The organism is Synechococcus sp. MU1642 (assembly GCF_020514115.1).
Lineage (GTDB): Bacteria > Cyanobacteriota > Cyanobacteriia > PCC-6307 > Cyanobiaceae > Parasynechococcus.
Map to the genome: position 1 here is coordinate 111,180 of NZ_VTKZ01000001.1, position 25,938 is coordinate 137,117.

Here is a 25,938-nt window from a genome sequence, read left to right on the forward strand (position 1 = left end):
TTCTGGCCTCCATGCGTTTCAGCACCCTGATCAAGGTTTTGCAGACCGGTGATGCAGGCTTGCGCTGGAGCCAGGCGGGCTTGGACCCATGGCTTGAAGGTGCTGCTTCGCTCGATCAGGCCTCAGCTGAGCAGATCAGCTTTTTGGAGAAGGGCAACGCCCTCACTTCGGCCTTGGGTGCCAGCGGCGTGGGTGCCCTGTTGCTACCCGATCAACAGGATCTGATTGATCTGGCGTCGCAGCGTGGCATCGCCTTTGCGGTCTTCGCTGATCCGCGCCTGGCTTTTGCTGAAGCCCTCGATCAGTTGCATCCCCGCCGCCGGCCCTTGGCGGAGATTCACCCCTCGGCGGTGATCGATGAACGGGCTGTGGTGGGCCCAGGCACGGCGGTGGGCCCGCGGGTATGCATCGGTGAGGGAAGCCGCCTTGGTGCCGACTGCATCGTTCATCCTGGGGTCGTGATCTACGCAGACGTGGTGGTGGGTGATGGCTGCGAGCTGCACGCCAATGCCGTGCTCCATCCCGGCAGTCGTCTCGGACGTGGCTGTGTGGTGAACTCCAATGCCGTTGTCGGCTCCGAGGGCTTTGGCTTCGTGCCGACAGCGAAAGGATGGCGAAAAATGCCGCAGACCGGCCAGGTGGTTATTGAAGACGGCGTTGAGGTGGGCAGCTGCACCACCATCGATCGCCCTTCCGTTGGGGAGACCCGCATTGGTGCCGGCACCAAGATCGACAACCTTGTGCAGATCGGTCATGGGGTCACCACTGGGCGTGGCTGTGCCTTCGCGTCCCAGGTGGGCATCGCCGGCGGCGCCCGGATCGGTCAGGGGGTAATCCTGGCGGGCCAGGTCGGGGTCGCCAATCGTGTTGTCGTCGGCGATCGCGTCATCGCCAGCTCCAAGACCGGCATTACCGGTGATGTGGCCCCCGGAGAGGTGGTGAGTGGTTTTCCCGCGATTCCGAATCGCCTCTGGCTGCGATGCGCCGTCACCTTCAGCAAGCTGCCGGAGATGGCCAAGACCCTGCGGGAGCTGAAACGCGACACCCCTCAGTAACCTCAGCGGTCGACCTGCCGCACAGCACCGTCATGGCTCAGCACCGCGTCGTTCTCCTGCCCGGTGATGGCATCGGCCCCGAGATCACCGCTGTCGCCCGTCAGCTGCTGGAGGTGGTGAGCCAGCGCCATGATTTTTCGCTGAGCTTCGAAGAGCAGCCCATCGGCGGCAGCGCCATCGATGCCACCGGTGAGCCGTTGCCCACTAGCACCCTGGAGGCCTGCAAGGCTGCCGATGCGGTGTTGCTGGCCGCCATCGGCAGCCCCCGCTTCGACAGCCTTCCCCGCGAGAAACGGCCAGAGACAGGCTTGCTTGGCCTGCGCTCCGGTATGGAGCTGTTCGCCAATCTGCGGCCGGTGAAGATTGTTCCGGCCCTCATCGATGCCAGCAGCCTCAAGCGTGAGGTGATCGACGGGGTGGATTTGATGGTGGTGCGGGAACTCACCGGGGGGATTTATTTCGGTCAGCCCAAGGGACGCATCCAGACCGAGGGGGAGGAGCGCGGTTTCAACACCATGACCTACTCCGCCTCGGAGGTGGATCGGATTGCAAAGGTGGCCTTTGAAATCGCCCAGGAACGGCGGGGCCGGCTCTGCTCGGTGGACAAGGCAAATGTGCTCGATGTCAGCCAGCTCTGGCGGGACCGGGTTGATGCCATGGCGCCCACCTATGGCGGTGTGGAGGTGAGTCACATGTATGTGGACAACGCGGCGATGCAGCTGGTGCGTGATCCACGCCAGTTCGATGTGCTGCTCACCGGCAACCTTTTCGGCGATATCCTCAGCGACGAGGCAGCGATGCTTACCGGCTCCATCGGCATGCTGCCCTCGGCCTCCCTTGGCAGTGAGGGACCTGGTCTGTTTGAGCCTGTGCACGGTTCCGCCCCTGACATCGCCGGTCAGGACAAGGCCAACCCCATGGCCATGGTGCTGTCGGCCGCAATGATGCTGCGCATTGGTTTGAAAGAATCCGCGGCCGCCGATGATCTGGAAGCGGCCGTCGATGCCGTTCTGGCCGGTGGCTTCCGCACCGGTGATCTGATGGCAGAAGGCTGCATCCAGCTGGGTTGTCGCGCCATGGGTGAGCAATTGCTTAAAGCTCTTTAAGCCCGAGATTGGTGCAATCGGGCCCTGATCTGGCAGGATCGCCGAGCCCGTAGTCCCTGCGTCGATGTCGAAGCGTCATCCGGTTGTCGCTGTTACCGGTTCTTCCGGAGCGGGAACCAGCACCGTCAAGCGCGCCTTCGAGCACATCTTTGCGAGGGAAGGCATTACCCCTGCAGTGGTGGAAGGCGATAGCTACCACCGCTACGAGCGGATGCCCATGAAACAGGCCATGGCGGATGCCCTGGCCAAGGGTGAGAACTTCTCTCACTTCGGCCCTGAGGCCAACCTTTTCGACAAGCTCGAGGAACTTTTCCGCACCTACGGCGAAACCGGTGCTGGTCAGAAGCGCTACTACCTTCACAGCGTCGAAGAAGCTGCTGAACACAACGCCCGTCTTGGCGTCAACCTCGAGCCGGGTCAGTTCACGCCTTGGGAAGACATCCCCTCAGGCACTGACGTGCTGTTCTACGAAGGCCTTCATGGTGGTGTGAAGGGCGAGGGTTACGACGTGTCCGCCCTGGCCGACCTCTTGGTGGGTGTGGTGCCGATCACCAACCTCGAGTGGATTCAGAAGATCCACCGTGACAACGCTGAGCGTGGTTATTCCGCTGAGGCCATCGTTGATACGATCCTGCGCCGGATGCCTGATTACATCAATCACATCTGCCCTCAGTTCAGCCAGACCGACATCAATTTCCAGAGGGTTCCCACTGTGGACACCTCCAATCCCTTCATCTGCCGGAACATTCCCACCCCGGATGAAAGCTTCGTGATCATCCACTTCCGCAAAGGTGCTCGTGAGAAGTGGGGGATCGACTTCGGTTATCTGCTGAACATGATCCACGATTCCTTCATGTCGAGCCCTACCAGCATTGTGGTGAACGGCGGCAAGATGGGTTTCGCCATGGAGCTGATTCTCACCCCGATCATTCACCGCATGATCGAAGAGAAGAACAAGGCCAGCTGATCGCTTCTCCTACCAACAATCGTCTTTACAATGGGCTCATCTGAGTGATCAGGTGGGCTCTATTTCTTTGCCAACGCCCTCCTTTGAAATCCGTGGAGCCTCGGGGGCGCCATCGACTCCCCGTTGGGACCGTATTGACAGCCGCTCTCTGATCGCCCAGGCCCGTCGAGTTTATTTCGCGTATCTCTCCAGCAGCCCTGCAGGGCAGGAGCCCCTCGGCGTGGTGGTGGATACGCAAGACCCCGATGGTCGGGTGGTCTTTGAGACCCCTGTTCTTCTGCCGGATGAAGAATTTATTGTCATCGATCTGATCCGGGGGCGCACGAGCCGTGGTCGGACCCGATGGAAGGGTTGATTCTGGCTTGAACCGGCCTGCTGGGCGCCTGCGTCGGCAGCTTCACCGATGTGGTGGCCTGGCGCTTGCCCCGCCAGGAATCGGTGGTCTTCCCCGGCAGCCACTGCCCCAAATGCGGCTATGCCATCCGCTGGTATGACAACCCCGTTGCTTGGTTGGCTGCTGCTGAGGGGGCGCTGCTGCGACTGTGATGCAGCGATCAGCTGGCGTTACCCCGTAGTGGAAGCCCTTAGTGCCGGTCTCTGGATCTCGGCGCTGTTGGTGTTGCCTGGTGCTGGAGGGAGCCTGTCTGATTTCTGGCTCCCCTGGGCTGGTCTCCCCTTGATCGCGCTGCTTTTGCCGCTGGTGTTGATCGATCTGAATCACCTTTGGTTGCCGGTGCCCCTGTGCCGATGGGGGGTGGTGCTGGTCTTGCTCGTCAGCACTGCTGCTGGGATCCCTGTTCTGGCGAACCATTTGATCACCGCGGTGCTGGCCTTGCTGCTGTTGGAAGGTCTCAGTGCCCTGGCCGAACAGTTGTTGGGACAGCCCGCGCTGGGCCTGGGCGATGCCAAGTTGGCGGCGTTGGGTGGGGCATGGCTGGGCCCCGGGGGCATCGCAGCGGCGATGGCCCTTGCGGTTGTGTCGGGAGCATTGGTCGGAAGCACCGCTCGCCTCAGTGGCCGGCTGGGCCCTAGGGAACCGTTCCCCTTCGGTCCCTTCATCGCCCTGGGCATTTGGCTGGTCTGGCTGACCGGTCCGCAGTGGTGGTGGAGCACCTGGTTGATGTTGTTGGGCGCTTGATGAACCAGCTCTATTCCCGGGCCGGCTTTTAATGGTGTGAGCTGACGGCCCTGTGTGTCTCTGTTCGATTGGTTTGCTGATCGCCGCAAGGGTCAGTACGTCGCCAACGTCAAGCAGGAACCGGATGAAGGCGATGGTCTTTGGAGCAAGTGTCCGGAATGTGCTCAGGTCGTCTATCTCAAAGACCTGAAACTCAATGCCAGTGTTTGCGCTAACTGTGGCTATCACCACCGGATCGACAGTTCTGAACGCATCGCACTGATTGCGGATCCCGACAGCTTCCAGGTGCTGAATGCGGATCTGGCACCGGTGGATCCTCTTGGATTCAAAGACCGGCGCGCCTATGCCGACCGGCTGCGGGAAAGTCAGGCTTCGACGGGGCTGCGAGATGGTGTGGTCACCGGGCTCTGCCGTGTGGAAGGCATCCCCATGGGCCTGGCAGCGATGGACTTTCGCTTCATGGGTGGATCGATGGGCTCGGTGGTTGGGGAGAAAATCACCCGTCTGATCGAGGAGTCCACCGCCCGCAAGCTGCCGCTGCTGATCGTTTGTGCCTCCGGCGGTGCCCGGATGCAGGAGGGGATGCTCAGCCTCATGCAGATGGCGAAAATCTCCGGCGCGCTGGAACGTCACCGCGAAGCCGAGCTGCTCTACATGCCCTTGCTCACCCACCCCACCACGGGAGGTGTGACCGCCAGTTTCGCCATGCTGGGCGACTTGATCCTGGCGGAACCGAAGGCCTTGATTGGTTTTGCTGGGCGCCGGGTGATCGAGCAGACCCTGAGGGAGAAGCTTCCTGACAATTTCCAGACGGCTGAATATTTGCAGGAGCACGGCTTCGTGGACACGATCGTTCCTCGCACACAGCTGCGCTCCACCCTGGCCAATCTTCTGCGCCTGCATGGCTGCAAACCGATGGAGCTCACCAGCGCATGATCCGAGCTGGTTGTGTTCTGATCTTGGCCTTGGTCTGCTGGGTCGCTCCCGTGCTGGCGGGCCCCGTCGAATGGATTGAGGTGCCTGCCACCGACGCGGGCCAGCAGTGGTGGGACCGCGGCAGTGTGCGCATCGATCGGGATGGATACCGAACCGTGCTCAGCCGGTTCACCCCAGCGGCCACCGAAGATGGAGATCAGCCCTCCGGAGAGCTCTATGTGATGCAGCTGGACTGCTCCCAGGAGCTGTATCGCGACAAACAGGTCAATGGTTTGCCGCGTTTTCGTGCCCAATGGCAGCCTGCCGGGGATGACGGGCTGATCACCTCCGTGATTGAGGCTGTCTGCACCGAACCCCTCTCCAGCTGAGATGTCCCCACAACCCCTTGGTGTTGCCGTAGCCGGTCTCGGCTTCGGGGAGAAGGTGCACCTGCCGGCCCTTGCTGCAGCGACTGATCTTGAGGCAGTGGCGCTTTGGCACCCGCGCCAGGAGCGCTTGGATGCCGCCACGGCCGCCCATGGCTTGAAGGGATTCAGCGACTGGGATGCTCTGCTGTCCGATCCCGCGGTGGACGCGGTGATCATCGCTACCCCCCCGGCCCCCCGCTTTGACCTGGCTCGTCGGGCCCTGGAGGCGGGGAAGCACCTGCTGCTGGAGAAGCCAATCGCGCTGCATGCCGATCAAGCCCGGGAGCTGCAGCGGCTGGCCCTGGCACGTGGACTATCGGTGGCTGTGGATTACGAGTACCGTGCCGTTCCCCTGTTCATGCAGGCCGCACGCCTTTTGCAGGCCGGTGCTGTAGGTACCCCCTGGCTGGTGAAGCTCGACTGGTTGATGGGCAGCCGTGCCGATCCCCAGCGCGGCTGGAACTGGTATGCCCAGGCGGATCAGGGCGGCGGCGTGATTGGAGCCCTCGGAACCCATGCCATGGACATGCTGGCCTGGCTGATCGGTCCCCTGGGGGCCGTTGAGGCCTTGAACAGTGTTTCGATCAAGCAACGCCCCCGCCGCGATGGTGGTCTGGCCGCCGTGGATGCCCCCGATGTGTCGCTGCTGCAGACCGTTGCCCATTGGCAGGGAAGGCAAGACCTGCCGGTGCCGGCACAGGTCAGCCTCAGTTCCGTGTCACGCAACGGTCGCGGGTTCTGCCTGGATGTGGTGGGGTCCTCGGGATCGCTGCTGCTCAGCAGCACCAATCAGAAGGACTACGTCCATGGCTTTGAGCTGCAGCACGCCCCGCTCGGTGAGCCCTTCCGCGCGGTGGAGCCCGATGCCGACCTCGCTTTCCCGCAAACCTGGTCGGATGGCCGGATCGCCCCTGTGGTGCGGGTGCTGGGCGGGTGGGCCGAGAGCATTCGCAGTGGGCAACCGATGCTGCCTGGACTGGCCGAGGGCGTGGCGAGTCGTGTGGCTTGCGATCAGGCTGCCCTCGGCACATTGGATCTTGCGTAACACGCGGTAAAGTTGCCGCCGACTCGTCTTCGACGACCCCAACCCTCCGAGGATTTATCCATGGCGCTCGTTCCGCTTCGGCTCCTGCTCGACCACGCCGCTGAGAACGGCTATGGCATTCCTGCGTTCAACGTGAACAATCTGGAGCAGGTCCAGGCCATCATGGAAGCGGCTGACGAGACCGACAGCCCTGTGATCCTCCAGGCTTCCCGCGGTGCCCGCAGCTACGCCGGCGAGATCTTCCTGCGTCACCTGATCCTGGCCGCGACCGAGACCTATCCCCACATTCCCGTGGTGATGCACCAGGACCACGGCAACGCCCCTGACACCTGCTACTCCGCTGCCATCAACGGTTTCACCTCCGTGATGATGGACGGTTCCCTGGAAGCAGACGCCAAGACTCCCGCCAGCTACGACTACAACGTCAATGTCACCAAGCAGGTGGTGGACTTCGCTCACTCCGTGGGTGTGAGCGTTGAGGGTGAGCTGGGTTGCCTGGGCTCCCTGGAAACCGGCAAGGGTGAAGCAGAAGACGGCCACGGCTTCGAGGGCGAGCTGTCCAAGGACATGCTGCTCACCGATCCCGCTGAGGCTGCCGACTTCGTTGCCAAGACCAAGTGCGACGCTCTGGCCATCGCCATCGGCACCAGCCACGGCGCTTACAAGTTCACCCGCAAGCCCACAGGTGAAGTGCTGGCCATCAGCCGCATCGCTGAAATCCACAAAGCCATCCCCAACACCCACCTGGTGATGCACGGCTCCTCCTCCGTTCCCCAGGAATGGCTGGAGATGATCAACAAGCACGGTGGTTCCATCCCTGAGACCTACGGCGTTCCCGTCGAAGAAATCCAGGAAGGCATCCGAAACGGTGTGCGCAAGGTGAATATTGACACCGACAACCGTCTGGCCTTCACCGCCGCTGTGCGTGAAGCCGCCATGGCTGACCCTGCCAACTTCGATCCCCGCCACTTCAACAAGCCGGCTCGGAAGTACATGAAGCAGGTCTGCCTCGACCGCTATCAGCAGTTCTGGGCTGCCGGCAATGCCAGCAAGATCCAGCAGCAGAGCATCACCCACTTCGCCGGCCTGTACGCCAAGGGCGCTCTCGATCCCAAGGCTGCCGTCGCTGCATGATCATCACGATCAAACGATCGATCACCGGGGGCCGAAAGGCCCCCTTTTTTGTTGCGCTGCTCCTTCGTGAGCGGAGTCAGCCTTTGATCAGGCCATCAGGCTGAGACGGCCGTGGTTGCCATCCAGTTGCGCCTGCGCTCCCAGGGGCAAGGCCTGGTTGGGCCCTCCATGGCCCAGTGGCAGATTCAGCACCAGTGGAATACCGAGATCGCCAAGCCGTTCTTCAAGGATCTCGTCCATCGTGAAATCACCCGGAAGGATGTCGTCTTCTGCCCAGCTGAAGCGACCGCACGCCACCCCTGCCAAGTGCTGCAACAGGCCTGCGCTGCGCCACTGGGTCAGCATCCGATCGACCCTGTAGGGCGCTTCGCCCACGTCTTCGAGCACCAGGATGGCCCCCTTCAGGGAGGGAAGCCAGGGCGTGCCGATCAGGTGGGTCGCCACGGTGAGGTTGGTGACCACCAAAGGGCCGCGGGCAATTCCCCGTCGTCGTGACTCGCCCAGCAGGGGCGCCACAGGATGTCCGCAGAGCAAATCCACCGTGCGTTGCCACTGCGCCTCACTGCCGCCGCTGGATCCATGGATGGCACCCGGTAGCCCAGCGGCCCACTGGGCCAGTAGTAGGGAGCTGGTGTCGGAGAACCCCAGACTCCATTTGGGATGTCGCGGAAAGCGAAACCCAGCTTCGAGCACACGGGCGCCCCCCCAGCCACCGCCAAGGGTCACCACGGCATCCACGGTTGGATCATTCCAGGCTGACTTCAGATCCTGAACCCGTTCCTGGTCGGTTCCCGAGAAATAGCGCCATTGACGGGTGACGGCTTTGGGAGTCTCCAGATGCCACTGCTGTTCATCACAGCGTTCGCGCAAGGCCTGCAGATCGGTGTCCGGATCCATCCAGGTGCCGGGGTTCACGGTGCGGATGCGCGATCCAGGCTTGAGGGGTTTCAGCCTGCGCTGGGCAGCCATGCCCAGGGGGGAGAGCAGGGCAGTGATGACGGTGGATGCCCCTGAAATCAGCAGCGTCCGTCTGGTTGGCATCAGCCCAGCAGGGCTTCCAGCATGCGGCGGCCGTCGGTTCCTCCCGTGGCTGGATCACAGGCCCGCTCCGGGTGGGGCATTAGGCCAAGAACACTGCCGCTGGCATTGGTGATGCCCGCGATGTCGGACACCGACCCATTGGGGTTGTTGCCATAGCTGAGGGCAATGGCGTCTTCGTCCTGAAGCTGCTTCAGCGTCTCATCGCTGCATTGGTAACGGCCTTCACCGTGGGCGATCGGAAGGGTCAGGGCTCCGTCGTTGTACCCCTGCATCCAGGCCGTGCGTTGGCTCACCACCTTGAGGGGTGCGTCCTCACAGATGAAGTGCAGATCCCGGTTTCGGGTGAGTGCACCGGGGAGGAGCCCCAGTTCTGTGAGCACCTGAAATCCGTTGCAGATGCCGAGCACGCGACCGCCCTTGGCTGCAAAGTCGATCAAGGACTGCAGGGCTGGCGCGAAGCGGGCAATGGCACCGCAACGCAGGTAGTCGCCATAGCTGAAACCGCCTGGCAAAACGATGGCGTCAAAGCTGCTGAGGTCGGTCTCCTCATGCCAGACCCGGCGCGTGCTTATCCCCAGGCAACCCTCAGTAGCCCATTGCACATCCCGATCGCAGTTCGAGCCTGGAAAAACGATGACCCCGATGCTCATGACTGCTCCAGCTCCAGGGTCCAGTCTTCGATCACCGGGTTGGCCAGCAAGCGATCACTGAGCAGTTCCAACCTGCGGCGGGCTTCGGCTTCATCAGGAGCCTCCAGCTCCATTTCCACGGCTTTGCCGATGCGCAGTTTGCTGAGGCCTTCCACCCCAAGTCGTTCAGCGGCACCACGCGCTGCTTCTCCGGCTGGATCGAGCACAGAGGGGCGCAGACGCACGAGGACGCGGGCTTGAAAACGCGGCACGATCAGCAACTGGTCTGATCAAATCCTGACAGACACCAAACCCTGAAGAGATCCGGTGCGCCTCAACGGCGTGACCATCGCCCGCCCCCACGGTGAAAAGGAGGCCTCTAGCCAGTGTGTTGCCGAGTCGGTGTCTGTGTTTCGCATTCAGCTCTGGACAGCTGCTCTGCTGCTGATTGGCAGCTCAGCAGATGGCAGCTCAGCAGCAGCGGCCTCGATGCGTTGCCGGATTGCTCAGCAGGCCTGGAGTCCCTGTCGGATGGTTGCCTCCAGTCCTGGAGAGCGCTGGGTGTTGACCTGGAATCAGCAGCGCGTCGAATTTGTCCATGACGGCAGCGGTCAGATGATGATGCGGGTTGGTCAGGCTGAAGACTGGCTCGAGGTGCAGCCCTTCTGGACGGTGGATCACAGCCTCTGCTGGGGTTCGGTTTGTGCCACGGGTGTCATCCCGCTGGAGTGAAACCGGAGTGATAGATCTGAATTGAGGGCAGATTCCCCATGGCAGTTTTTTCTCTCCCTTGTTCCAGCTGTGGAACACCCGTTGAGATCCCTGGTCGTTACGGCTTCAAGTTGAAGAGTGCAGGGGTCGCCAAAACGGTGTGCACCCAATGCCGGCAGGGGGCATTCCTGGCGTCACGACGCGACAACATCTCAGGCCAGATCGCTCTTGGGCCCAGTCCTGGGCGTCGACGCTTGATTCCCCTGGTCGCTGCTGTGGCGGCCTCGGCCCTGTTGATCGCCGGTGTCGTTTGGCGTGCTGCCGTGCCGACGGCTCAGGAGGCTTTACCAGTGAGTGAATCTCCCTCCAGGTAGAGCGTCCGGCTCGGGAAGGCAAAATCGATGCCTTCTTCTGCAAAGGCCTCCATGATTCCGAGGTTGATTGCTTGCTGTTCGTTCATAGCGACCGTGAAATCGCGGGTGTCGATGTAATAAACCAGTTCAAAATTTAAGCTTGAATCAGCGAATTCGGTGAAGTGGCAGCGGTTGAAGGTGCTGTGCTCCTGAGCATCGATGATGGCTTGAATCATCGTTGGTATCGCCTTCATCTGCTCGGCTGATGTGGTGTAGGTGACGCCAATCGAATAGATCATCCGGCGTTGTGCCATTTCGGCGAAGTTGAGGATGGTGGAGCCTGTAAGGGATGAGTTGCTCATCACCACTTGTTCACCGCGCAGGCTGCGCAGATGGGTGGAGCGAACACCGATGCGTTCCACCGTTGCCGAAGTTGAGCCCACCGTGATGAATTGCCCAACGGTGAAAGGCTTGTCCAGAAGAATCATCAGATAAGCGAACAATTCCTGGGCAGGTTCTTTCAGGGCCAAGCCGATGCCGATGCCGCCGGCGCTGAGCAAACCCCAGATCACCGTCATCTTCACGCCCAGGCTCTGCAGCAGCACCAAGGAGCCGATAGCCCACACCACGGTTCTTAGCAGCGGGAGCAGGCTTTGGAGGAGTTTTTGAAGATCATCTGCGCCTGCACGGCGTGCCAATCCGAAAAGGAATCGAGCTCCGATTCGGTTAACCAACCGAATAAGAATGACCGTGCCAACAATCCGTAGCGATGTGTTGTAGGCCCTTTCGATGTTGTTGGGCAAGCCCAAATCATCCTGCGCAAGGATCAGGGTGACCACCAAACCGAAAGGCACCACCGAAGCGGCTAAGGCGTTGAGCACAAAGTCGTCGAAGTCGGTTTTGCTCCGCTTCGTGAACCGAGGAAAAACCGTCCTACATAGGAAGACCAGGGCCAGGGTGATGGCTGAACCGATCAGCAGCGTTGTTAAAACACCAGTCGGATCCATCGCGCGCACCGGATATAAGCGTGATTGTCGATGGCCTTGCTGAAGCTGGCAACAAGATCGGGCTCAAGCGCGCTGAAAAACGAGGCTCAGATTGTTGGCGGGCATGGGGAGCACGTTTTCGGTTTTGAAGCCTGCATTGGCGGCGATGGCTGTTACGTGATTCAGCTCCCTCAACCCCCACCGATGGTTGCGTTCCCTAAGGGATTGGTCGAAGGCTGCATTGCTTGCACTCGTGTGAGCACCATTGCGCATGAACGGTCCGTAAATGATCAAGGGGGCTCCGCTGGGGAGTAGCAGGGCGGATTCCTCCAGCACGGCATCAGTGCAGCTGGCTGGACTGATGTGCAGCAGATTGATACAAACCACAGCGTTCAGTGCTCCTCGTATGGTCTGGGGCAGGGGCCAGGGGCGTTTCTCAACATCGATGTTGAGAGCTGCTGGCATCACCTGGCTCAGACCCTGGTGCTGGATCCAGGCGTCGATGCTGGCGCGATGGTTTCGATCTGGATCGCTGGCTTGCCAGCGCAGATGGGGGAAGCGTTGCTGAAAACAGGTGGCGTGCTCACCACTGCCGCTGGCCAGTTCCAGCACGGCCCCTGAGGCAGGCAACAGCTGGTTCAGCAGATCTCCGATGGGGCCTCGATTGCGTTCTGTGGCTGGGAAGAAAAGCCGTTGGTCCATCGTCAGCTCGGGCAGGGGGCAGCGCTCTGGCTGCAATGAAGGCGCAGCTCCGCCAGCCAGGCTTCCAGTGCTGCCAGGGCGTTCGGTTGCAGGCGGTAGTAGATCCAGCGGCCGCTTTGTCGGTCTGTCAGCAGCCCTGCTTCGCGAAGCACCTTGAGATGAAACGAGAGCTTCGACTGGGAGAGGTTGAGATCACCGGTGAGGTCGCAGACGCATCGTTCGCCTTGCGCCAATGCATGGATCACGTCGAGGCGGATCGGGTCGGCCAGTGCTTTGAACAGCTGCCTCGACTGCTCGACATTGAGGGTGTTCTGGATCACAAGAGCCGCATCGCCCGATCTGCTTGGATCAACATAATTTGATGGATGATTGGGGTTCGGCATGCGCATCGGCCTCAACGGCTTTGGGCGGATTGGTCGCCTGGTGTTCCGGGCCCTCTGGGGCCGGCCTGGCATCGAATTGGTGCACGTCAATGATCCCGCTGGCGATGCATCAACGGCGGCCCACCTGCTGGAGTTCGATTCTGTGCATGGTCGCTGGGATAGAGGAATCACCAGCAGCGCTGATGGATTCAGCGTGGAGGGATCCGCACTCACCTGGTCCAGTGAAAGCGATCCCACCGCCGTGCCCTGGAGCGATCGGGGGGTGGAGATGGTGCTCGAGGCCAGCGGCAAGATCAAAACGCCGGAGACTCTCAATCCCTATTTCGATCAGCTGGGCCTCAAGCGTGTGGTGGTGGCCTGTCCCGTGAAGGGTGTGATCGCCGGTGAGGACGCGCTCAACATCGTTTACGGGATCAATCACCACCTCTATGAACCGGCGCGGCACAAGTTGGTGACGGCCGCCTCCTGCACCACCAACTGCCTGGCGCCGGTGGTGAAGGTGGTGCACGAAAGCTTCGGCATTGAGCACGGGCTGATCACCACCATTCACGACATCACCAACACCCAGGTGCCGGTCGATTCCTTCAAGACCGATCTACGCCGGGCGCGCTCCGGCCTCACCTCACTGATCCCCACCACCACCGGCTCGGCCAAGGCGATCGCGATGATCTTCCCCGAGCTGAAGGGCAAGCTCAACGGTCATGCTGTGCGCGTTCCTCTGCTGAATGGATCACTCATCGATGCGGTGTTTGAGCTCAAGCAGAGCGTCACGGTGGAGCAGGTGAATGCCGCCTTCAAAGCAGCTGCTGAAGGGCCGCTGAAGGGAATTCTGGGTTACGAGGAACGCCCGTTGGTGTCGTGCGATTACACCAACGACAACCGCAGCTCGATTGTCGATGCCCTCTCGACGATGGTGGTGGATGGCAACCAGCTGAAGGTGTTTGCCTGGTACGACAACGAGTGGGGCTACAGCTGCCGCATGGCTGACCTCGCCTGCCACGTGGTGGGACTGGAGGCATGAGGCTTTCCCCCCTGCAGCAGTACGGCATCGTCACCGCCAACTATTGGGCGTTCACGCTCACCGATGGAGCGCTGCGCATGCTGGTGGTGTTCCATTTTCATCAGCTCGGCTACACCACCCTCGAGATTGCGTTCCTCTTCCTCTTCTACGAATTGTTCGGGGTGATCACCAACCTCTACGGGGGATGGATTGGGGCCCGATACGGTCTTCGGCTCACCCTCTGGGTGGGCACGCTGCTGCAGATCTTGGCGCTGCTGATGCTGATGCCCGTCGCCGCCAGTTGGCCGAAACTGTTGAGCGTGATCTACGTGATGGCCGCTCAGGCCATCAGCGGCATCGCCAAAGATCTCAACAAGATGAGCGCCAAGAGTGCCATCAAGACGGTGGTGCCAGAAACTCCGGATGATCAGCAGCAGGGGCAGCAGCAGCTGTTCAAGTGGGTGGCGATCCTCACGGGGTCCAAGAACGCTCTCAAGGGTGTGGGCTTCTTTCTCGGTGGAGTGCTGCTGACCTCCTTTGGCTTCAATGCTGCCGTGGGCTGGATGGCGTCAGGCCTCGCCCTTGCCTTCCTGCTCACCCTGGTGCTGCCCAGGGAGATCGGAAAGATGAAGTCCAAGCCGGCCTTCTCCTCGCTGTTCTCGAAATCCGAGGGCATCAACGTGCTGTCTCTGGCGCGCTTCTTTTTGTTTGGTGCCCGGGATGTCTGGTTTGTGGTGGCTTTGCCGGTGTTCCTCGAGGCCTCCCTGGGCTGGAGCTTCGGGGAGATCGGTGGCTTTCTCGGTTTCTGGGTGATTGGCTACGGCATCGTTCAGGGATCAGCGCCGGCACTTCGACGACTCTGGGGGCAGACCACATCCCCGGGAGTGTCTGCGGTGCAGTTCTGGAGTGCGTTGTTGACGGCAATACCGGCTTTGATCGCGGTGGCGCTGTGGCGCCAGGTGGATGTGGCGGTGGCCATCACTGGAGGCCTTGCCGCCTTCGGCGTGGTGTTCGCGATGAATTCGTCGATCCACTCCTACATGGTGCTGGCGTACACCGATGCGGAGAACGTCAGCCTCAACGTGGGCTTCTATTACATGGCCAATGCTGCCGGGCGACTCGTGGGCACGTTGCTCTCGGGAGCGGTGTTCATGCTCGGCAGAACCGAAGCCGCGGGCATGCAGGCTTGTCTCTGGGCTTCATCCCTGCTGGTGTTGTTGTCGTGGTTCAGCAGCCTCAGGCTGCCAGCGGTGCGAAACGCCGCGGGATGAATGCATGGGTGGTGGACGTTGGGGACAAACCATGAATTTCTGCTGAATATCGCCGTGTTGGTAGGGATTTAGACACCCACGAGCAGGCATTTTCTGCTGAATAGATGTATTCGCTTTTGATCTGATGCGTGACGAGCCCGGCAGCCCCGATTGTCGTTTGGTGATCGATGCCAAGCGATCCTTGGAGGATGTGCTGCGTTTGATCGCTGATCTGCCCCATACCGACCACATGCGCCGACAGCTTTTGTCGGTCTACAACCAGTTGGAGGGCATGCACGACTTGAAACGTAGTGGTGGCGCCAACGTGTCGTTTCGTTCCGCCGATTGGAGTTCTTCGGCGAAGTGATCCGGTTTACACCGATAAGGTCAGGTGTCGCCTTTCGCTGTCTTGAGAGATGTTTGAAAACGAACGACGTCCGGCTTGGCTGAACTGGGTTTTTCTTGGGATGTTCCTCTGGTCGTCGTGGCAGCTGTTTGGTTTGTGGTCCCAGCGGCTGAGTGGTTGAAGGGTTTTAGACCAACACGCCGGTCAGACGCAGCGTTCCCCACAGGTCGAAGACGCAGAAAATCAGTCCGATCACGATGATGTCCCATGCTTTGTGGCGGATCGCCCAAGGGGCAAGGAACAACTCCGCGATCCCATGGAGTGCCGTTCCAATGGTGATGTGCTCCAGCACCAGCAGTCCATGGGCCACCAGGAACAGTGCGCTCGCGACACACCGCATTAGGACTTGCCAGGAACCGAGCAAAACCTGCAGGACTGGATGGTTGGCCACCTTAAAGCGTGCTGCTGTATGGGCTCAAGCCCGCTGCGCGTGACACTCCATCTCATGAGGAGATTCATTGGAGTGTGAGTAAAAAGATCTAGTCGCTATGTTGAAGTTCTTGGCCCTTCATTGTCTCTGATCCGCCTTCAATAATCGATTTCTGGTCAACTCAAAAAGCGCAAAGAGTTGCTTAGAACCTTGGTGCGATTTCGTCCTATGCCTCGATGCTGACCTTCTTCTGGCATGGTGTCAGTACGTTGGCTGCTAAGGAGCAGCCCAAGCACACCTTGGTTGTGTATGCCGCTTTGACATTTTTTATGATCGTGGTGATGGTTCCCTACAAATGGGACAAAAGTGGATGCGGATTAAAACATCGATCGGGATATTGGTGTTTGGCTTATCACTGTTGATCTATTTGTTCTGTTGGTTTGCGTACTGATTTGGATTGCAAGGATTTCGATGGCATTGGCCTAATCGAAACCCAACGGTCTGTCTGAGGCCGACAGAAGTGCAGGGTCGACGTGCCTTGAGCCGTGTGCTCAAGCGGCAGAAAAATCGTTCCTATCTTCCTTTGAAGGACCTACGTCTTCAGGATTCATAGCCCACTGGCTCACGCCTGAAGCACCATCTCCGCCAGGCCGACCGCGACCGGAATCTTCGCTTGGATCCAGAGGAAGCCAAGCGCATCGCATGGATCAGTCGCAACTTCAATGTTTTGGATGGTGATCGGGATGGAACCGTGACGCTTGAGGAGTTGTGGAACCATCAGCGCTCTCTGGCTCCGCCTCAGCGCCGGCCTTGAGCGGGGGGCGAGATCACCAGGCGGATAATGCGAATCAACCTCCAGAGCGCACCAAGCAAGAGGATGCCGGCCAAGAGCGCGATGCCAGCGATCAGCACGATGGCGGCGAGCCCAAGCATGGCTTCCAGCAGTTGCTGAACACCGCCAATCAGATCATCGATGGCCGTGCTCAGCAGCAGCATGATGTCGACCTGCTGGGGCAACTGATGAAGAAGCACAGCGATCCCGGCTGCCGCAGCCAGCATCAGAACGACGACCGTGAACTGACGCAGCACGGCGCTGTAGGGGAACCGACGACGGGGGCGGAAGACCCGTCGTTGATCGAGTTTGCTGCTACGGCGTGCCTTCCTCATGGCATGGTGCTGATCAGTGAGCCATTAATGCGGCGATTCTGAAGCGTGTTTCCTGCACGTCAACGGTCTGACTGCGTTTCAGGCTTCTCTACTGGTGCGGGCACCGGCGACGACTCCTTGGTCTCATGAGGTAGAGGAACAAGCCATGCCGTGGCGATGGTGCACGCCAGAGCGACTCCAGCCAGAAGGGGTGGTCCAAGGCGTTTCTGCAGAGGAACGCGATCGACGATCTCTTGACGCTTCAAGGGGCGGTCCTCGGGGAACGTCCAGGTCAGCTTGACCCGGCTGTCCAGCCGCAAGCGATCGAGGCAACGCACCAGATCGGCCAGTTCGGCGTCATCGAGCTTGAGCTGCAGCGGCTCAACGCCCTCTCTGCTGCTGCGCAGTTCCAGTCGATGGTTGGCCTGATCCGGCGCGATGCTTACAAAACCACTCTCCTGGCCAAAACGGCGCTGCACTCCGGACAAGCGATGTCTGGCGTAGGGCATCACGGCTCCCATCAGAGCCTCCAGATGATCCCGTGTGCCTTCTAGTTCCGGTGCTCCGACCAACTGCAGCCGCCAGGACGACAGGATGCCGATCGCCTCATTGGAATGGCCGGCGGAGAGGTCGGGAAAGCCCTCAACCACCAGCCTTGCCGCGGTCTGTTCGTATTGGTAGGTCGTTTTCAACATGGTCGGCCTAGGGCGTGGGGTCGAGCAGGGTGGCGCGGAGTCGATCGATTCCTCCTGGGCCTGCGCAGAACGCCAGGGTGCTGATCAGTTCGCGGTGCAGAGAGCCCGCCGGCTCCATCGTGAGAAGGCGAACAACCGCTTCCCGCCGCTGATTCATCCGCTCTTCGATGAGGTCGCGTAGACGCTCGTGGAACAACTGCCAACGCTGTTGGGTGAGCTGTTCCGGCTCGCGGCTCGAGAGGAGTTGGTGGAGCAATGGGTAGAGCCGATCTGCCATGGCACAAACCAGGCAGATCAGGGATTCGGCGTCCACTGGGTCGAGCTGGTCCCGCCGGGTGGTCCGCCGAAGGGGGTTATGACAGCGCCGCTTCCAGAGTTCAACCCGGTTAGGGAATTGCGCCTGAAGGCCCATCTGCTGGCTGGTCCAGACCATCGCCTCGCCACCATTGAGATCCAAAGCCTCGATGGTCAGCAGCAATAGGTCGAGGCGCTCGACGCCCCGCCGGCTGAGACGCGAGCCGTCGGTGGGTGCGCTTGGGGCTGGAGCTTCAGTCATGGCTGAGATGATGCCAGGGGCACCGCCATTGCGTCACCTGGATTTGGATCTTCAGTCGCACATTCGTTCAATTCCAGACTTTCCCAAGCCTGGAATTCTGTTTCGAGACATCAACCCACTCCTGCGTTCGCCCGAGGCCATGGCCGAGGTGATTCGACAGCTGGGCCGGTTCTGCGACCAGGTGAAGCCGGATCTGATCGTGGGGATCGAATCCCGGGGGTTCATCTTTGGGGCTCCTTTGGCCAGCGACCGACGAATTGGCTTCGTGCCTGTGCGGAAGCCCGGAAAGCTGCCTGGCGAGGTGGTTGGTCTGGACTACGCCCTCGAGTACGGCACCGATCGGCTGGAGATTCAAGCCGATGCCTTTGAGAATTCACCCCGGGTCTTGGTGGTGGACGATCTACTTGCCACCGGTGGAACGGCTGCGGCGACAGGACAGCTGGTGGAGCAAGCCGGGGGTTGTTTGGTGGGTTTTTCTTTTGTGATCGAGCTGGAGGGGCTCGGAGGTCGCCAGGCGTTGCCCTCAGGCCAACCCGTGGAAGTGTTGTTGCGCTACGGCTGACTGTTCTGCCAGTCGAACACCTCCTCCAACTGCTTCAAACTCAACAACCCGAAGCTCCAAAGCACAATCGGGAGGGGGGCTTGTTCCAGTTCCGCCTGGCGTTGCCCCAGTTCCAGGGCGCTGGGACTCAACCCCAAACGGCGCTGCAGAAAGTGCAGCAGCGCGTCGGTTGCTGGAGGTTGCCGCTGGCTGGACATCACCATGGTCGCGACCCGCGCTGGATTCAGTTTGGCAAGGCCTGCCAGAGCTGCATGGGACCGTCACTCATGGCCCGCAGGCTGAGTCGGCGTAACACAGAAAACTCTTTTAGCAGCAGCAGTGCCAAACGCCGCAGGGGAAGCAGCAGCGGTTGGCGGTTGGAAAACACTCGCACCAGAAGATCCGTCGCCAAACCCACCTGGAGCACATCAAGCCAGCGGCTCATCCCGTAGTGCCGAGCGATCGTTGCAGCGCTGCCGCCCCGCTCCACGGCGCTCAGTAAACCTTCCACATCTCGCCAGCAGAGATTGAGCCCTTGGCCTCCCACGGGATGGCAGCGGTGGCCTGCTTCGCCGATCAGCACGCCCCGTCCGCGATGAAAGCGGCGAGCCAGCAGCCATTGTTGAGGGAAAGCACGGGGTTGATCGAGCAGGCGATCCGGTTCAATCCCCTGCGGGAGAACAGCGGCCAGCTGATCGAGAAATGCACTGTTTTGCAGCGTGCTGCGCTGCTGGCAACGCTGCCAGGGTGCACTCCACACCACTTGGAAGATTCCCTGACCCAAAGGCAGAACGGCGAGGGGTCCTTCCGGACGAAACAACTCGCAGGCCCTGTCGTGGGGGAGTCCCCGTAGGACAACTTTTGCGGTGAGACATCCCTGGCGATAGCGGATGCCCCAGTGACTGATGCCCCAGGCCTCTCGCGTGGGGGAGCGCGGTCCATCAGCCGCCACGATCAGGGCATCAGCGTTTGGACCAGGGCATGGTTCTGCCAGGTGCATTGCAACGTTTGCATTGGCCTCCAGCCGTGCCAGCAGCAGCTTCATCAATGGCCGGTGATCGAGGATCCATCCAATGCCGTCATGGTTCCGATTGGCTGATGCCAGATCGTCCTGGCCGAAGAGAACGCGTGAGTTGGTAGCCCCATCTCGCAAATCAAGGTCACGGAAGGGCACCAAGGCATCGTGCAGGTCGTGCCAGAGCCCCAGATTTGTCAATAACCGACGACTGGAGTGGGTGATGGCATAGGCGCGACTTCTGGCCTGCAATTCCGATGACGTCAGCGGGTCAAACAGGACCACGCGCTGACCTCGGAGACCGAGAGCAAGAGCTGTAAGGGCGCCGGTGGGACCAGCGCCCAAGACATGAATTTCTGGAAGGGAAGGGACCATTCGGGGAGTCTGGCCAGCCATCCCAATCCAGCGCGAGGCAATCAGCCCAGGCCGAGCAGCCCGTGAACGAAGGATTCGCCACCCAGGGCCAACTCGGTGGCGAGCAGAGCGATGAAGCCAAGCATGGCCATGCGGCCGTTCAGTTTTTCGGCGCGGTCATGAAAACCCCAACCCTGCGTCGCTTCAACCACTTCCATGCGGGGTTCCGTGGCAAAGGCGTTGAGGCGGCCGCCGTCTTCCATGGTGACCTGCGCACCGCGCACGACAGGAGTGGAAGGTGAGGACTGAGACATGGATGCCACCGCTTGAATTAATAAGAAGTGTAAACCAGGTTTAAGAAATATTCAGCTGCGGCTGTTTAAGCGGAGTTGGCAGAGCTCCTCAAAGGCTGGACGGAGCAGGAATGGGTACTCGCCAACCCACATCCGCATGCCCGGCAGCCAAGCATCGCTGAGGGCTCCTATCTGTGAGAAATCCTTGCGCTCACTAAGCACTAGGCAGCGGATCACGCTGCCGCGTCGGATCGACTGGTGCTTTTTCTCCATCGGAAATGCCACTCTGCCGAGATAGCCCTCCTCGTCTTCGAGTTCCAGCAGCATCCATGTGCGTCGGTTCTCCACGAGTTCCAGCCGGCCTCGGCTGTCGGCCTGCTCGTGGCGGTTTTCCACCCGTTCTCGGGTGATCACGTCCGCTACTTCACCCTCAAACAGTGCAGCCGAGGGATATCGCCGCAGGGTGGCGTTGCGCTGGCCGGCCTGAACGATTGGGCCCCACAGCACATATAGGAAAAAAACGACGCTGATCACCAGCCAGACGGGTCCCCAGCGGCTACCGAGCTGCGCTTGGTTGTAGATCAGGAATGTGATGACTCCACCGATGGCGGCGATCATCAGGCGCTGCAGCACCTCCTGGGGGTTGCCGAGGGAGAAGCGGAACTGGTTGGCGGTGGCAACGGCAGGGATTAGCCGTTGCAGTTCACCGGGGCGAAGGGGAATGAGCATGGTGTCGCCTTCAGATCAGGCGCTCAAGGCCGTACACAAGGCTGCCGAGGCTGCCCACCTTGCGCACTGTCAGCAGCACGCCTGGCATATAGGCGGAGCGATCGATCGTGTCGTGACGCAGGGTGTAGGTCTCCCCCGGGGCACCGAACATCACTTCCTGGTGAGCCACTAGGCCCGGCAGCCGCACAGAGTGCAGCCGCAGACCACTGTCCCGCTGTCCACCGCGGCAACCCGCTAAGGATTCGTGCTCGTCCACTTCCTCGGGATTGAAGCTTTTCCCCAGCTCTTCCATCAGCTCAGCGGTTTTGATGCAGGTGCCGCTGGGGGCGTCGGCCTTGCGGTTGTGGTGCAACTCCGTCAGTTCCGCGTGGTCGTAAAACCGTGCCGCTGCGGCTGCCGCTTGCTGCAAAAGCACCATGCCCACTGAAAAATTAGGGATCACGGCCCCACCCACGGACGCTTTGACCGAAAACTCGGTGAGGTCGTTGAGTTGCTCCGGGGATAACCCCGTGGTTCCGATCACGGGATGAACGCCGTAGGCGATTGCCGCTCGGGTGTGCTCGTACACAACGGAAGGGTGGGTGAAGTCCACCAGCACGGCGCCGCTGCCGCTGTCCCGCACCGATTGGCTCACAGCGCAGAGACAGCCTTCGAAATCAGCCGTCACGGCCACCTCAAGCTCGCCCAAGCCCAGCTCCAGGCCCACGTCGGCCCCCTCTTTGCCGGGTGTGTTGTCGATGGCGCCAGCCAGACTGCAGTCTTGGGCCCCCACCACAGCCTTGATTACCTCGGCGCCCATTCGCCCCAAGGCACCGGCGACAACGACGGGAATCGGAGCGGTCATGAAAGCGCAGCAGACGCTTCAAAGCCTATGGGTCGGCTCGTGTAACGGCCGATCAGAAATTCTCGCGTCCCTAGGGCCAGTCACCGTAAGGTTCTTTACATTGCTAAAAGCGCCCAAATGTTCACACAGGTCCGCTCCGCCGATCGCCGAGTTGCTCCTGTGGAGGGTCAGAACCACAAGTCCGTGATGAAAGCGGTTTATGTGGTGCTGGAGCCCCAGTATCAAAACGCCCTCACTCAGGCTGCGACGGCACTGAATGCCTCAAGTGGCGATCTCGGGATCGAACTGAGCGGCTATCTGATCGAAGAACTCCGCGACGACGACAATTACGCCAGCTTCTGTGCCGATGTGGCTGAGGCTGATGTCTTTGTCGCCTCCTTGATCTTCATTGAAGATCTGGCTCAGAAGGTTGTAGACGCCGTTGCCCCACACCGCGAACGACTCAAGGCGGCTGTGGTCTTCCCGTCCATGCCTGAAGTGATGCGGCTGAACAAGCTGGGCAGCTTCTCGATGGCCCAGCTCGGCCAGAGCAAGAGCGCCATCGCAGGCTTCATGAAGAAGCGGAAGGAGGCCGGAGGTGCTGGTTTCCAGGACGCGATGCTCAAGCTGCTGAACACCCTGCCCACCGTCCTCAAGTACCTGCCAGTCGAGAAGGCGCAGGATGCCCGCAGCTTCATGCTCAGCTTCCAGTACTGGCTGGGCGGTACTCCCGACAACCTCCGCAACTTCCTGTTGATGCTGGCGGACAAGTACGTCTTCCCAGCCGCAGAAGGTGAGGAGCGTCCAGCGATGGACGTGGCGGAGCCCGAAGTGTTCCCCGACCTCGGGATCTGGCATCCCTTGGCTCCCTCGATGTTCGAGGACCTCAAGGAATATCTGAACTGGAACTCCAGTCGCTCAGACCTGTCTGAGGAAGCCCGCAAAGGACCTGTGATTGGCCTGGTGCTGCAGCGCAGCCACATCGTCACCGGTGACGATGCGCATTATGTGGCCACCATCCAGGAATTGGAGTTCCGTGGCGCCCGCGTGATTCCGATCTTCTGCGGTGGCCTCGACTTCTCAAAGCCTGTCAACGCTTTCTTCTACGACCCGCTGAATCCCGAGCAGCCCCTGGTGGACGGCATCGTCTCCCTCACCGGTTTTGCGCTGGTCGGAGGCCCGGCCCGCCAGGACCACCCCAAGGCGATTGAGTCGCTGAAAAAGCTCAACCGCCCCTACATGGTTGCGCTTCCTCTCGTCTTCCAAACCACCCAGGAGTGGGAACAGAGCGACCTTGGCCTGCACCCGGTGCAGGTGGCCTTGCAGATCGCCATTCCGGAACTTGATGGTGCCATCGAGCCCATCGTTTTGTCTGGTCGCGACGACGCCACCGGCAAAGCTCATACCCTCCAAGATCGGGTTGATGCCATTGCTGAGCGCGCGATCCGCTGGTCATCACTGCGGATCAAGCCCCGAAACGAAAAGAAGCTGGCGATCACCGTGTTCAGTTTCCCTCCCGACAAGGGCAATGTCGGAACGGCGGCTTACCTCGACGTCTTCGGCTCCATCCATCGGGTGATGCAGGAGATGAAGGCCAAGGGGTACGACGTTCAGGACATGCCTTCAACTCCTCGAGAGCTGTTGGAGGCCGTCATCAATGACGCCGATGCCATGCAGGGCTCCCCGGAGCTGTCCATTGCCCATCGGATGAGCGTTGAGGAGTACGAGCGCCTGACTCCTTACTCCGAGCGGCTTGAAGAGAACTGGGGTAAGCCCCCTGGCAACCTCAACAGCGATGGCCAGAACCTTTTGGTTTTCGGTCGCCACTTCGGCAACCTCTTCGTCGGTGTTCAGCCCACCTTTGGCTACGAAGGTGACCCGATGCGCCTGCTCTACTCCCGTAGTGCAAGCCCTCATCATGGCTTCGCCGCCTACTACACCTACCTGCAGAAGATCTGGAAGGCTGATGCGGTGCTGCATTTCGGCACCCACGGCTCCCTCGAATTCATGCCCGGAAAGCAGATGGGCATGAGCGAAACCTGCTATCCCGATTCACTCATCGGTGCGCTGCCCAATCTTTATTACTACGCCGCCAATAACCCCTCCGAGGCCACCATTGCCAAGCGGAGGGGGTATGCCTCCACCATCAGTTACCTCACCCCTCCTGCCGAAAACGCCGGTCTCTACAAGGGCCTGAAGGAACTGGGTGAGCTGGTTGGTTCCTACCAGCAGCTCCGTGAGGGCGGCCGCGGCATTCAGATCGTCAACACGATTGTTGAGACGGCACGTCAGTGCAACCTCGATAAGGACGTCGACCTTCCTGAGGAAGATGCTTCGACCCTCGAATTGGAGGGACGCGATGCCCTGGTGGGTGCCGTTTATCGCCAGTTGATGGAGATTGAAAGCCGTCTCCTTCCTTGTGGCCTGCACACCATTGGTAAGCCTCCCACCGCGGAGGAAGCAGTTGCCACGTTGGTGAGCATCGCTGCTCTTGAGCGTGAGGAGGATGGCCTGCGCTCACTCCCCGGTCTGCTGGCTGAGGCGATGGGTCGCTCCATTGAAGACATCTACAAAGGCAACGACGAGGGCGTGCTCGCTGATGTCGAGCTCAACCGCACGATCACGGAGACATCTCGCGCTGCGATCGGTGCCATGGTTCGCACCCTCACCGGTCGTGATGGTCGTGTCAGCCTGCGCAACAGCTTTGGTTGGTTCTACGACCTGCTGGCGAAGTTTGGCTTCAAGCTTCCCTCACCCTGGTTGCGGGCTTGTTGTACGGCCGGTTTCGTTCAGATCGATTCCACCGAGCTCGACAAACTCTTTGCTTATCTGCGCTTCTGCCTCGAGCAGGTGTGTGCCGACATGGAGATGGAGAGTCTCTTGAAGGCGCTGGATGGTGAATACATCCTTCCGGGCCCTGGTGGTGACCCGATTCGGAATCCTGGTGTGCTTCCTAGCGGCAAGAACATCCACGCGCTGGATCCGCAGGCGATTCCCACCCGTGCCGCGGTGGCTGCAGCCAAGAGTGTTGTTGACAAGTTGATTGAGCGTCAGCGCGAGGAGCAGGGCACTTGGCCCGAGACAATCGCTTGCGTGCTCTGGGGAACGGACAACATCAAGACCTATGGCGAATCCCTGGCTCAGATTCTCTGGTTCGTCGGTGTCAAGCCGATGCCTGATTCCGTGGGTCGGGTTAACAAGCTTGAGCTGATCCCCCTTGAAGAACTCGGTCGTCCCCGTGTTGATGTGGTGGTGAATTGCTCGGGTGTGTTCCGCGATCTGTTCATCAACCAGATGGCCCTGATTGATCAGGCCGTGAAGATGGCTGCAGAGGCCGACGAGCCCCTGGAGCAGAACTTTGTACGCAAGCACGCCCTTGAGCAGGCCGAGAAAGAAGGCATGAGCCTGCGTGATGCGGCCTGTCGGGTGTTCTCCAACGCCAGCGGCAGCTACAGCTCCAACGTGAACCTTGCGGTGGAGAACAGCACCTGGGAGGAGGAAGGTGAGCTGCAGGAGATGTACCTCTCCCGCAAGACCTTTGCCTTCAATGCCGACAACCCTGGTGAGATGAACCAGAAGCGGGAAGTGTTCGAGAATGTGATGAAGACGGCGGATGTGACCTTCCAGAATCTGGATTCGGCTGAGATTTCCCTCACCGATGTGAGCCACTACTTCGACTCCGATCCCACCAAGCTGATCGCTGGCCTCCGTGATGACGGCAAAGCTCCCACCAGCTACATCGCTGACACCACCACGGCCAATGCGCAGGTTCGTTCGTTGAGTGAAACTATCCGCCTGGATTCACGCACCAAGTTGCTGAATCCCAAGTGGTACGAAGGCATGCTCGACTCTGGCTATGAGGGTGTGCGAGAGGTGGCCAAGCGCCTCAACTTCACTTTGGGTTGGAGTGCAACCAGTGGTGCCGTAGACAACTTCGTTTACGAGGAAGCCAACGAGACTTTCATCAACGACCCGGAGATGCGCAAGCGTCTTCTGGAATTGAACCCCAACAGCTTCCGCCAGATTGTGGGCACGCTTCTTGAGGTTCATGGTCGCGGCTACTGGGAAACCTCAGACGAGAACATCGAGCAGCTGCAGGAGCTGTATCAGGAAGTGGAAGATCGGATTGAGGGTGTTGTCACCGACTGACCTTCAAGCAAGCGTTGA

The 25,938-nt window shown here is 60.4% G+C and carries 31 protein-coding genes and 1 pseudogene; 17 read left to right on the forward strand and 15 right to left on the reverse strand.

Annotated features, from left to right (window positions below; all coding sequences use genetic code 11):
* Positions 1 to 11: 11 nt before the first annotated feature.
* From lpxD to fba, 9 genes and pseudogenes are all read left to right on the forward strand, one after another.
* Positions 12 to 1,055, forward strand: a complete 1,044-nt coding sequence (gene lpxD / locus FZZ85_RS00650) for a UDP-3-O-(3-hydroxymyristoyl)glucosamine N-acyltransferase (protein ID WP_226411208.1) — start codon at positions 12 to 14, stop codon at positions 1,053 to 1,055.
* Positions 1,056 to 1,087: 32 nt separating this feature from the next.
* A complete protein-coding gene (gene leuB, locus FZZ85_RS00655; RefSeq protein WP_226411931.1) occupies positions 1,088 to 2,161 on the forward strand; it encodes a 3-isopropylmalate dehydrogenase in 1,074 nt (357 codons plus the stop codon).
* A 64-nt stretch (positions 2,162 to 2,225) separates the two neighbouring features.
* On the forward strand, positions 2,226 to 3,128 hold the full coding sequence (locus tag FZZ85_RS00660) for a phosphoribulokinase (RefSeq protein ID WP_226399173.1): 903 nt from the start codon (positions 2,226 to 2,228) through the stop codon (positions 3,126 to 3,128).
* Between the two features lie 67 nt (positions 3,129 to 3,195).
* Entirely contained in the window at positions 3,196 to 3,483 is a 288-nt protein-coding gene (locus FZZ85_RS00665; RefSeq protein WP_226411933.1) for a hypothetical protein, read from the forward strand.
* A gap of 17 nt (positions 3,484 to 3,500) precedes the next feature.
* A pseudogene (locus FZZ85_RS00670) lies at positions 3,501 to 4,266 on the forward strand (A24 family peptidase).
* A gap of 54 nt (positions 4,267 to 4,320) precedes the next feature.
* The gene (accD, locus tag FZZ85_RS00675; RefSeq protein ID WP_226411211.1) at positions 4,321 to 5,202 is read left to right on the forward strand and encodes an acetyl-CoA carboxylase, carboxyltransferase subunit beta; all 882 of its coding nucleotides are present in this window, start codon (positions 4,321 to 4,323) and stop codon (positions 5,200 to 5,202) included.
* Positions 5,199 to 5,570 carry a hypothetical protein gene (locus tag FZZ85_RS00680; protein ID WP_226411213.1) on the forward strand — a complete coding sequence of 124 codons (372 nt, stop codon included), beginning with the start codon at positions 5,199 to 5,201 and terminating at the stop codon, positions 5,568 to 5,570. Before accD ends, FZZ85_RS00680 begins: the two co-directional genes overlap by 4 nt.
* Before the next feature lies 1 nt (position 5,571).
* The gene (locus tag FZZ85_RS00685) at positions 5,572 to 6,654 is read left to right on the forward strand and encodes a Gfo/Idh/MocA family protein (RefSeq protein WP_226411215.1); all 1,083 of its coding nucleotides are present in this window, start codon (positions 5,572 to 5,574) and stop codon (positions 6,652 to 6,654) included.
* 60 nt (positions 6,655 to 6,714) lie between these two features.
* Positions 6,715 to 7,788, forward strand: a complete 1,074-nt coding sequence (gene fba, locus FZZ85_RS00690; protein ID WP_115025231.1) for a class II fructose-bisphosphate aldolase — start codon at positions 6,715 to 6,717, stop codon at positions 7,786 to 7,788.
* Positions 7,789 to 7,875: 87 nt separating this feature from the next.
* On the opposite strand, the gene FZZ85_RS00695 is transcribed toward fba, so the two are convergent.
* The 3 genes from FZZ85_RS00695 to purS are packed head-to-tail and all read right to left on the reverse strand — an operon-like array spanning position 7,876 to position 9,730.
* The gene (locus tag FZZ85_RS00695) at positions 7,876 to 8,829 is read right to left on the reverse strand and encodes an LD-carboxypeptidase (protein WP_226411217.1); all 954 of its coding nucleotides are present in this window, start codon (positions 8,827 to 8,829) and stop codon (positions 7,876 to 7,878) included.
* A complete protein-coding gene (purQ, locus tag FZZ85_RS00700) occupies positions 8,829 to 9,479 on the reverse strand; it encodes a phosphoribosylformylglycinamidine synthase subunit PurQ (RefSeq protein ID WP_226411219.1) in 651 nt (216 codons plus the stop codon). Before purQ ends, FZZ85_RS00695 begins: the two co-directional genes overlap by 1 nt.
* Positions 9,476 to 9,730: a phosphoribosylformylglycinamidine synthase subunit PurS gene (gene purS, locus FZZ85_RS00705; protein ID WP_226399180.1), complete on the reverse strand. Its 255-nt coding sequence runs from the start codon at positions 9,728 to 9,730 to the stop codon at positions 9,476 to 9,478. Before purS ends, purQ begins: the two co-directional genes overlap by 4 nt.
* Before the next feature lie 55 nt (positions 9,731 to 9,785).
* Here purS and FZZ85_RS00710 point away from each other — a divergent pair, with 55 nt between their 5' ends.
* A complete protein-coding gene (locus FZZ85_RS00710) occupies positions 9,786 to 10,190 on the forward strand; it encodes a hypothetical protein (protein WP_226411222.1) in 405 nt (134 codons plus the stop codon).
* A gap of 38 nt (positions 10,191 to 10,228) precedes the next feature.
* On the forward strand, positions 10,229 to 10,543 hold the full coding sequence (locus FZZ85_RS00715; protein ID WP_226411224.1) for a Tat pathway signal protein: 315 nt from the start codon (positions 10,229 to 10,231) through the stop codon (positions 10,541 to 10,543).
* Here the strand turns inward: FZZ85_RS00715 and FZZ85_RS00720 are convergent.
* The 3 genes from FZZ85_RS00720 to FZZ85_RS00730 all read right to left on the reverse strand — a co-directional run bounded on the left by FZZ85_RS00720 (position 10,504) and on the right by FZZ85_RS00730 (position 12,530).
* Positions 10,504 to 11,529, reverse strand: coding sequence for a mechanosensitive ion channel family protein (locus FZZ85_RS00720; protein WP_226411226.1), 1,026 nt, complete (start codon positions 11,527 to 11,529; stop codon positions 10,504 to 10,506). The two genes, FZZ85_RS00715 and FZZ85_RS00720, sit on opposite strands and share 40 nt — an antisense overlap.
* A 63-nt stretch (positions 11,530 to 11,592) precedes the next feature.
* On the reverse strand, positions 11,593 to 12,210 hold the full coding sequence (locus FZZ85_RS00725) for a DUF938 domain-containing protein (RefSeq protein WP_226411935.1): 618 nt from the start codon (positions 12,208 to 12,210) through the stop codon (positions 11,593 to 11,595).
* 2 nt (positions 12,211 to 12,212) lie between these two features.
* Complete coding sequence (locus FZZ85_RS00730) at positions 12,213 to 12,530, reverse strand: metalloregulator ArsR/SmtB family transcription factor (RefSeq protein WP_226411229.1); 318 nt, start codon at positions 12,528 to 12,530, stop codon at positions 12,213 to 12,215.
* A gap of 61 nt (positions 12,531 to 12,591) precedes the next feature.
* Here FZZ85_RS00730 and FZZ85_RS00735 point away from each other — a divergent pair, with 61 nt between their 5' ends.
* The 3 genes from FZZ85_RS00735 to FZZ85_RS00745 all read left to right on the forward strand — a co-directional run bounded on the left by FZZ85_RS00735 (position 12,592) and on the right by FZZ85_RS00745 (position 15,210).
* The gene (locus FZZ85_RS00735) at positions 12,592 to 13,614 is read left to right on the forward strand and encodes an ArsJ-associated glyceraldehyde-3-phosphate dehydrogenase (RefSeq protein ID WP_226411231.1); all 1,023 of its coding nucleotides are present in this window, start codon (positions 12,592 to 12,594) and stop codon (positions 13,612 to 13,614) included.
* Positions 13,611 to 14,864 (forward strand): organoarsenical effux MFS transporter ArsJ, encoded by a 1,254-nt coding sequence (arsJ, locus tag FZZ85_RS00740; protein ID WP_226411234.1) that lies wholly within the window; start codon positions 13,611 to 13,613, stop codon positions 14,862 to 14,864. The genes FZZ85_RS00735 and arsJ overlap by 4 nt, the downstream gene beginning before the upstream one ends.
* A gap of 124 nt (positions 14,865 to 14,988) precedes the next feature.
* Entirely contained in the window at positions 14,989 to 15,210 is a 222-nt protein-coding gene (locus FZZ85_RS00745; protein ID WP_041435027.1) for a hypothetical protein, read from the forward strand.
* A 166-nt stretch (positions 15,211 to 15,376) separates the two neighbouring features.
* Here the strand turns inward: FZZ85_RS00745 and FZZ85_RS00750 are convergent, their stop codons facing one another.
* The gene (locus tag FZZ85_RS00750) at positions 15,377 to 15,589 is read right to left on the reverse strand and encodes a hypothetical protein (RefSeq protein ID WP_226399187.1); all 213 of its coding nucleotides are present in this window, start codon (positions 15,587 to 15,589) and stop codon (positions 15,377 to 15,379) included.
* 757 nt (positions 15,590 to 16,346) lie between these two features.
* Here FZZ85_RS00750 and FZZ85_RS12120 point away from each other — a divergent pair.
* Entirely contained in the window at positions 16,347 to 16,433 is an 87-nt protein-coding gene (locus tag FZZ85_RS12120) for a hypothetical protein (protein ID WP_226411937.1), read from the forward strand.
* Here FZZ85_RS12120 and FZZ85_RS00760 read toward each other — a convergent pair.
* The 3 genes from FZZ85_RS00760 to FZZ85_RS00770 are packed head-to-tail and all read right to left on the reverse strand — an operon-like array spanning position 16,418 to position 18,016.
* On the reverse strand, positions 16,418 to 16,786 hold the full coding sequence (locus tag FZZ85_RS00760) for a hypothetical protein (RefSeq protein ID WP_226411236.1): 369 nt from the start codon (positions 16,784 to 16,786) through the stop codon (positions 16,418 to 16,420). The two genes, FZZ85_RS12120 and FZZ85_RS00760, sit on opposite strands and share 16 nt — an antisense overlap.
* 59 nt (positions 16,787 to 16,845) lie before the next feature.
* Positions 16,846 to 17,460: a DUF4335 domain-containing protein gene (locus tag FZZ85_RS00765; protein ID WP_226411242.1), complete on the reverse strand. Its 615-nt coding sequence runs from the start codon at positions 17,458 to 17,460 to the stop codon at positions 16,846 to 16,848.
* A 7-nt stretch (positions 17,461 to 17,467) separates the two neighbouring features.
* The gene (locus FZZ85_RS00770) at positions 17,468 to 18,016 is read right to left on the reverse strand and encodes a DUF3038 domain-containing protein (RefSeq protein ID WP_226411244.1); all 549 of its coding nucleotides are present in this window, start codon (positions 18,014 to 18,016) and stop codon (positions 17,468 to 17,470) included.
* A gap of 7 nt (positions 18,017 to 18,023) precedes the next feature.
* On the opposite strand from FZZ85_RS00770, the gene FZZ85_RS00775 reads away from it, so the two are divergent.
* Entirely contained in the window at positions 18,024 to 18,578 is a 555-nt protein-coding gene (locus FZZ85_RS00775) for an adenine phosphoribosyltransferase (RefSeq protein ID WP_370631108.1), read from the forward strand.
* On the opposite strand, the gene FZZ85_RS00780 is transcribed toward FZZ85_RS00775, so the two are convergent.
* Genes FZZ85_RS00780 through dapB form a run of 5 tightly spaced genes read right to left on the reverse strand, consistent with a single transcriptional unit; the run spans position 18,569 to position 21,792 of the window.
* The gene (locus FZZ85_RS00780; protein ID WP_226411248.1) at positions 18,569 to 18,781 is read right to left on the reverse strand and encodes a DUF2949 domain-containing protein; all 213 of its coding nucleotides are present in this window, start codon (positions 18,779 to 18,781) and stop codon (positions 18,569 to 18,571) included. The genes FZZ85_RS00775 and FZZ85_RS00780 overlap by 10 nt on opposite strands.
* A gap of 20 nt (positions 18,782 to 18,801) precedes the next feature.
* The gene (locus FZZ85_RS00785) at positions 18,802 to 19,947 is read right to left on the reverse strand and encodes an FAD-dependent monooxygenase (RefSeq protein ID WP_226411250.1); all 1,146 of its coding nucleotides are present in this window, start codon (positions 19,945 to 19,947) and stop codon (positions 18,802 to 18,804) included.
* Positions 19,948 to 19,988: 41 nt separating this feature from the next.
* The gene (locus FZZ85_RS00790) at positions 19,989 to 20,240 is read right to left on the reverse strand and encodes a high light inducible protein (protein ID WP_186493572.1); all 252 of its coding nucleotides are present in this window, start codon (positions 20,238 to 20,240) and stop codon (positions 19,989 to 19,991) included.
* A gap of 51 nt (positions 20,241 to 20,291) precedes the next feature.
* A complete protein-coding gene (locus FZZ85_RS00795; protein ID WP_226411252.1) occupies positions 20,292 to 20,948 on the reverse strand; it encodes a hypothetical protein in 657 nt (218 codons plus the stop codon).
* A 10-nt stretch (positions 20,949 to 20,958) separates the two neighbouring features.
* Entirely contained in the window at positions 20,959 to 21,792 is an 834-nt protein-coding gene (dapB, locus tag FZZ85_RS00800) for a 4-hydroxy-tetrahydrodipicolinate reductase (RefSeq protein ID WP_226411254.1), read from the reverse strand.
* A 117-nt stretch (positions 21,793 to 21,909) separates the two neighbouring features.
* Between dapB and FZZ85_RS00805 the strand changes: the two genes are divergently transcribed.
* Complete coding sequence (locus tag FZZ85_RS00805) at positions 21,910 to 25,920, forward strand: magnesium chelatase subunit H (protein ID WP_226411256.1); 4,011 nt, start codon at positions 21,910 to 21,912, stop codon at positions 25,918 to 25,920.
* The last annotated feature ends 18 nt before the right edge of the window (positions 25,921 to 25,938 follow it).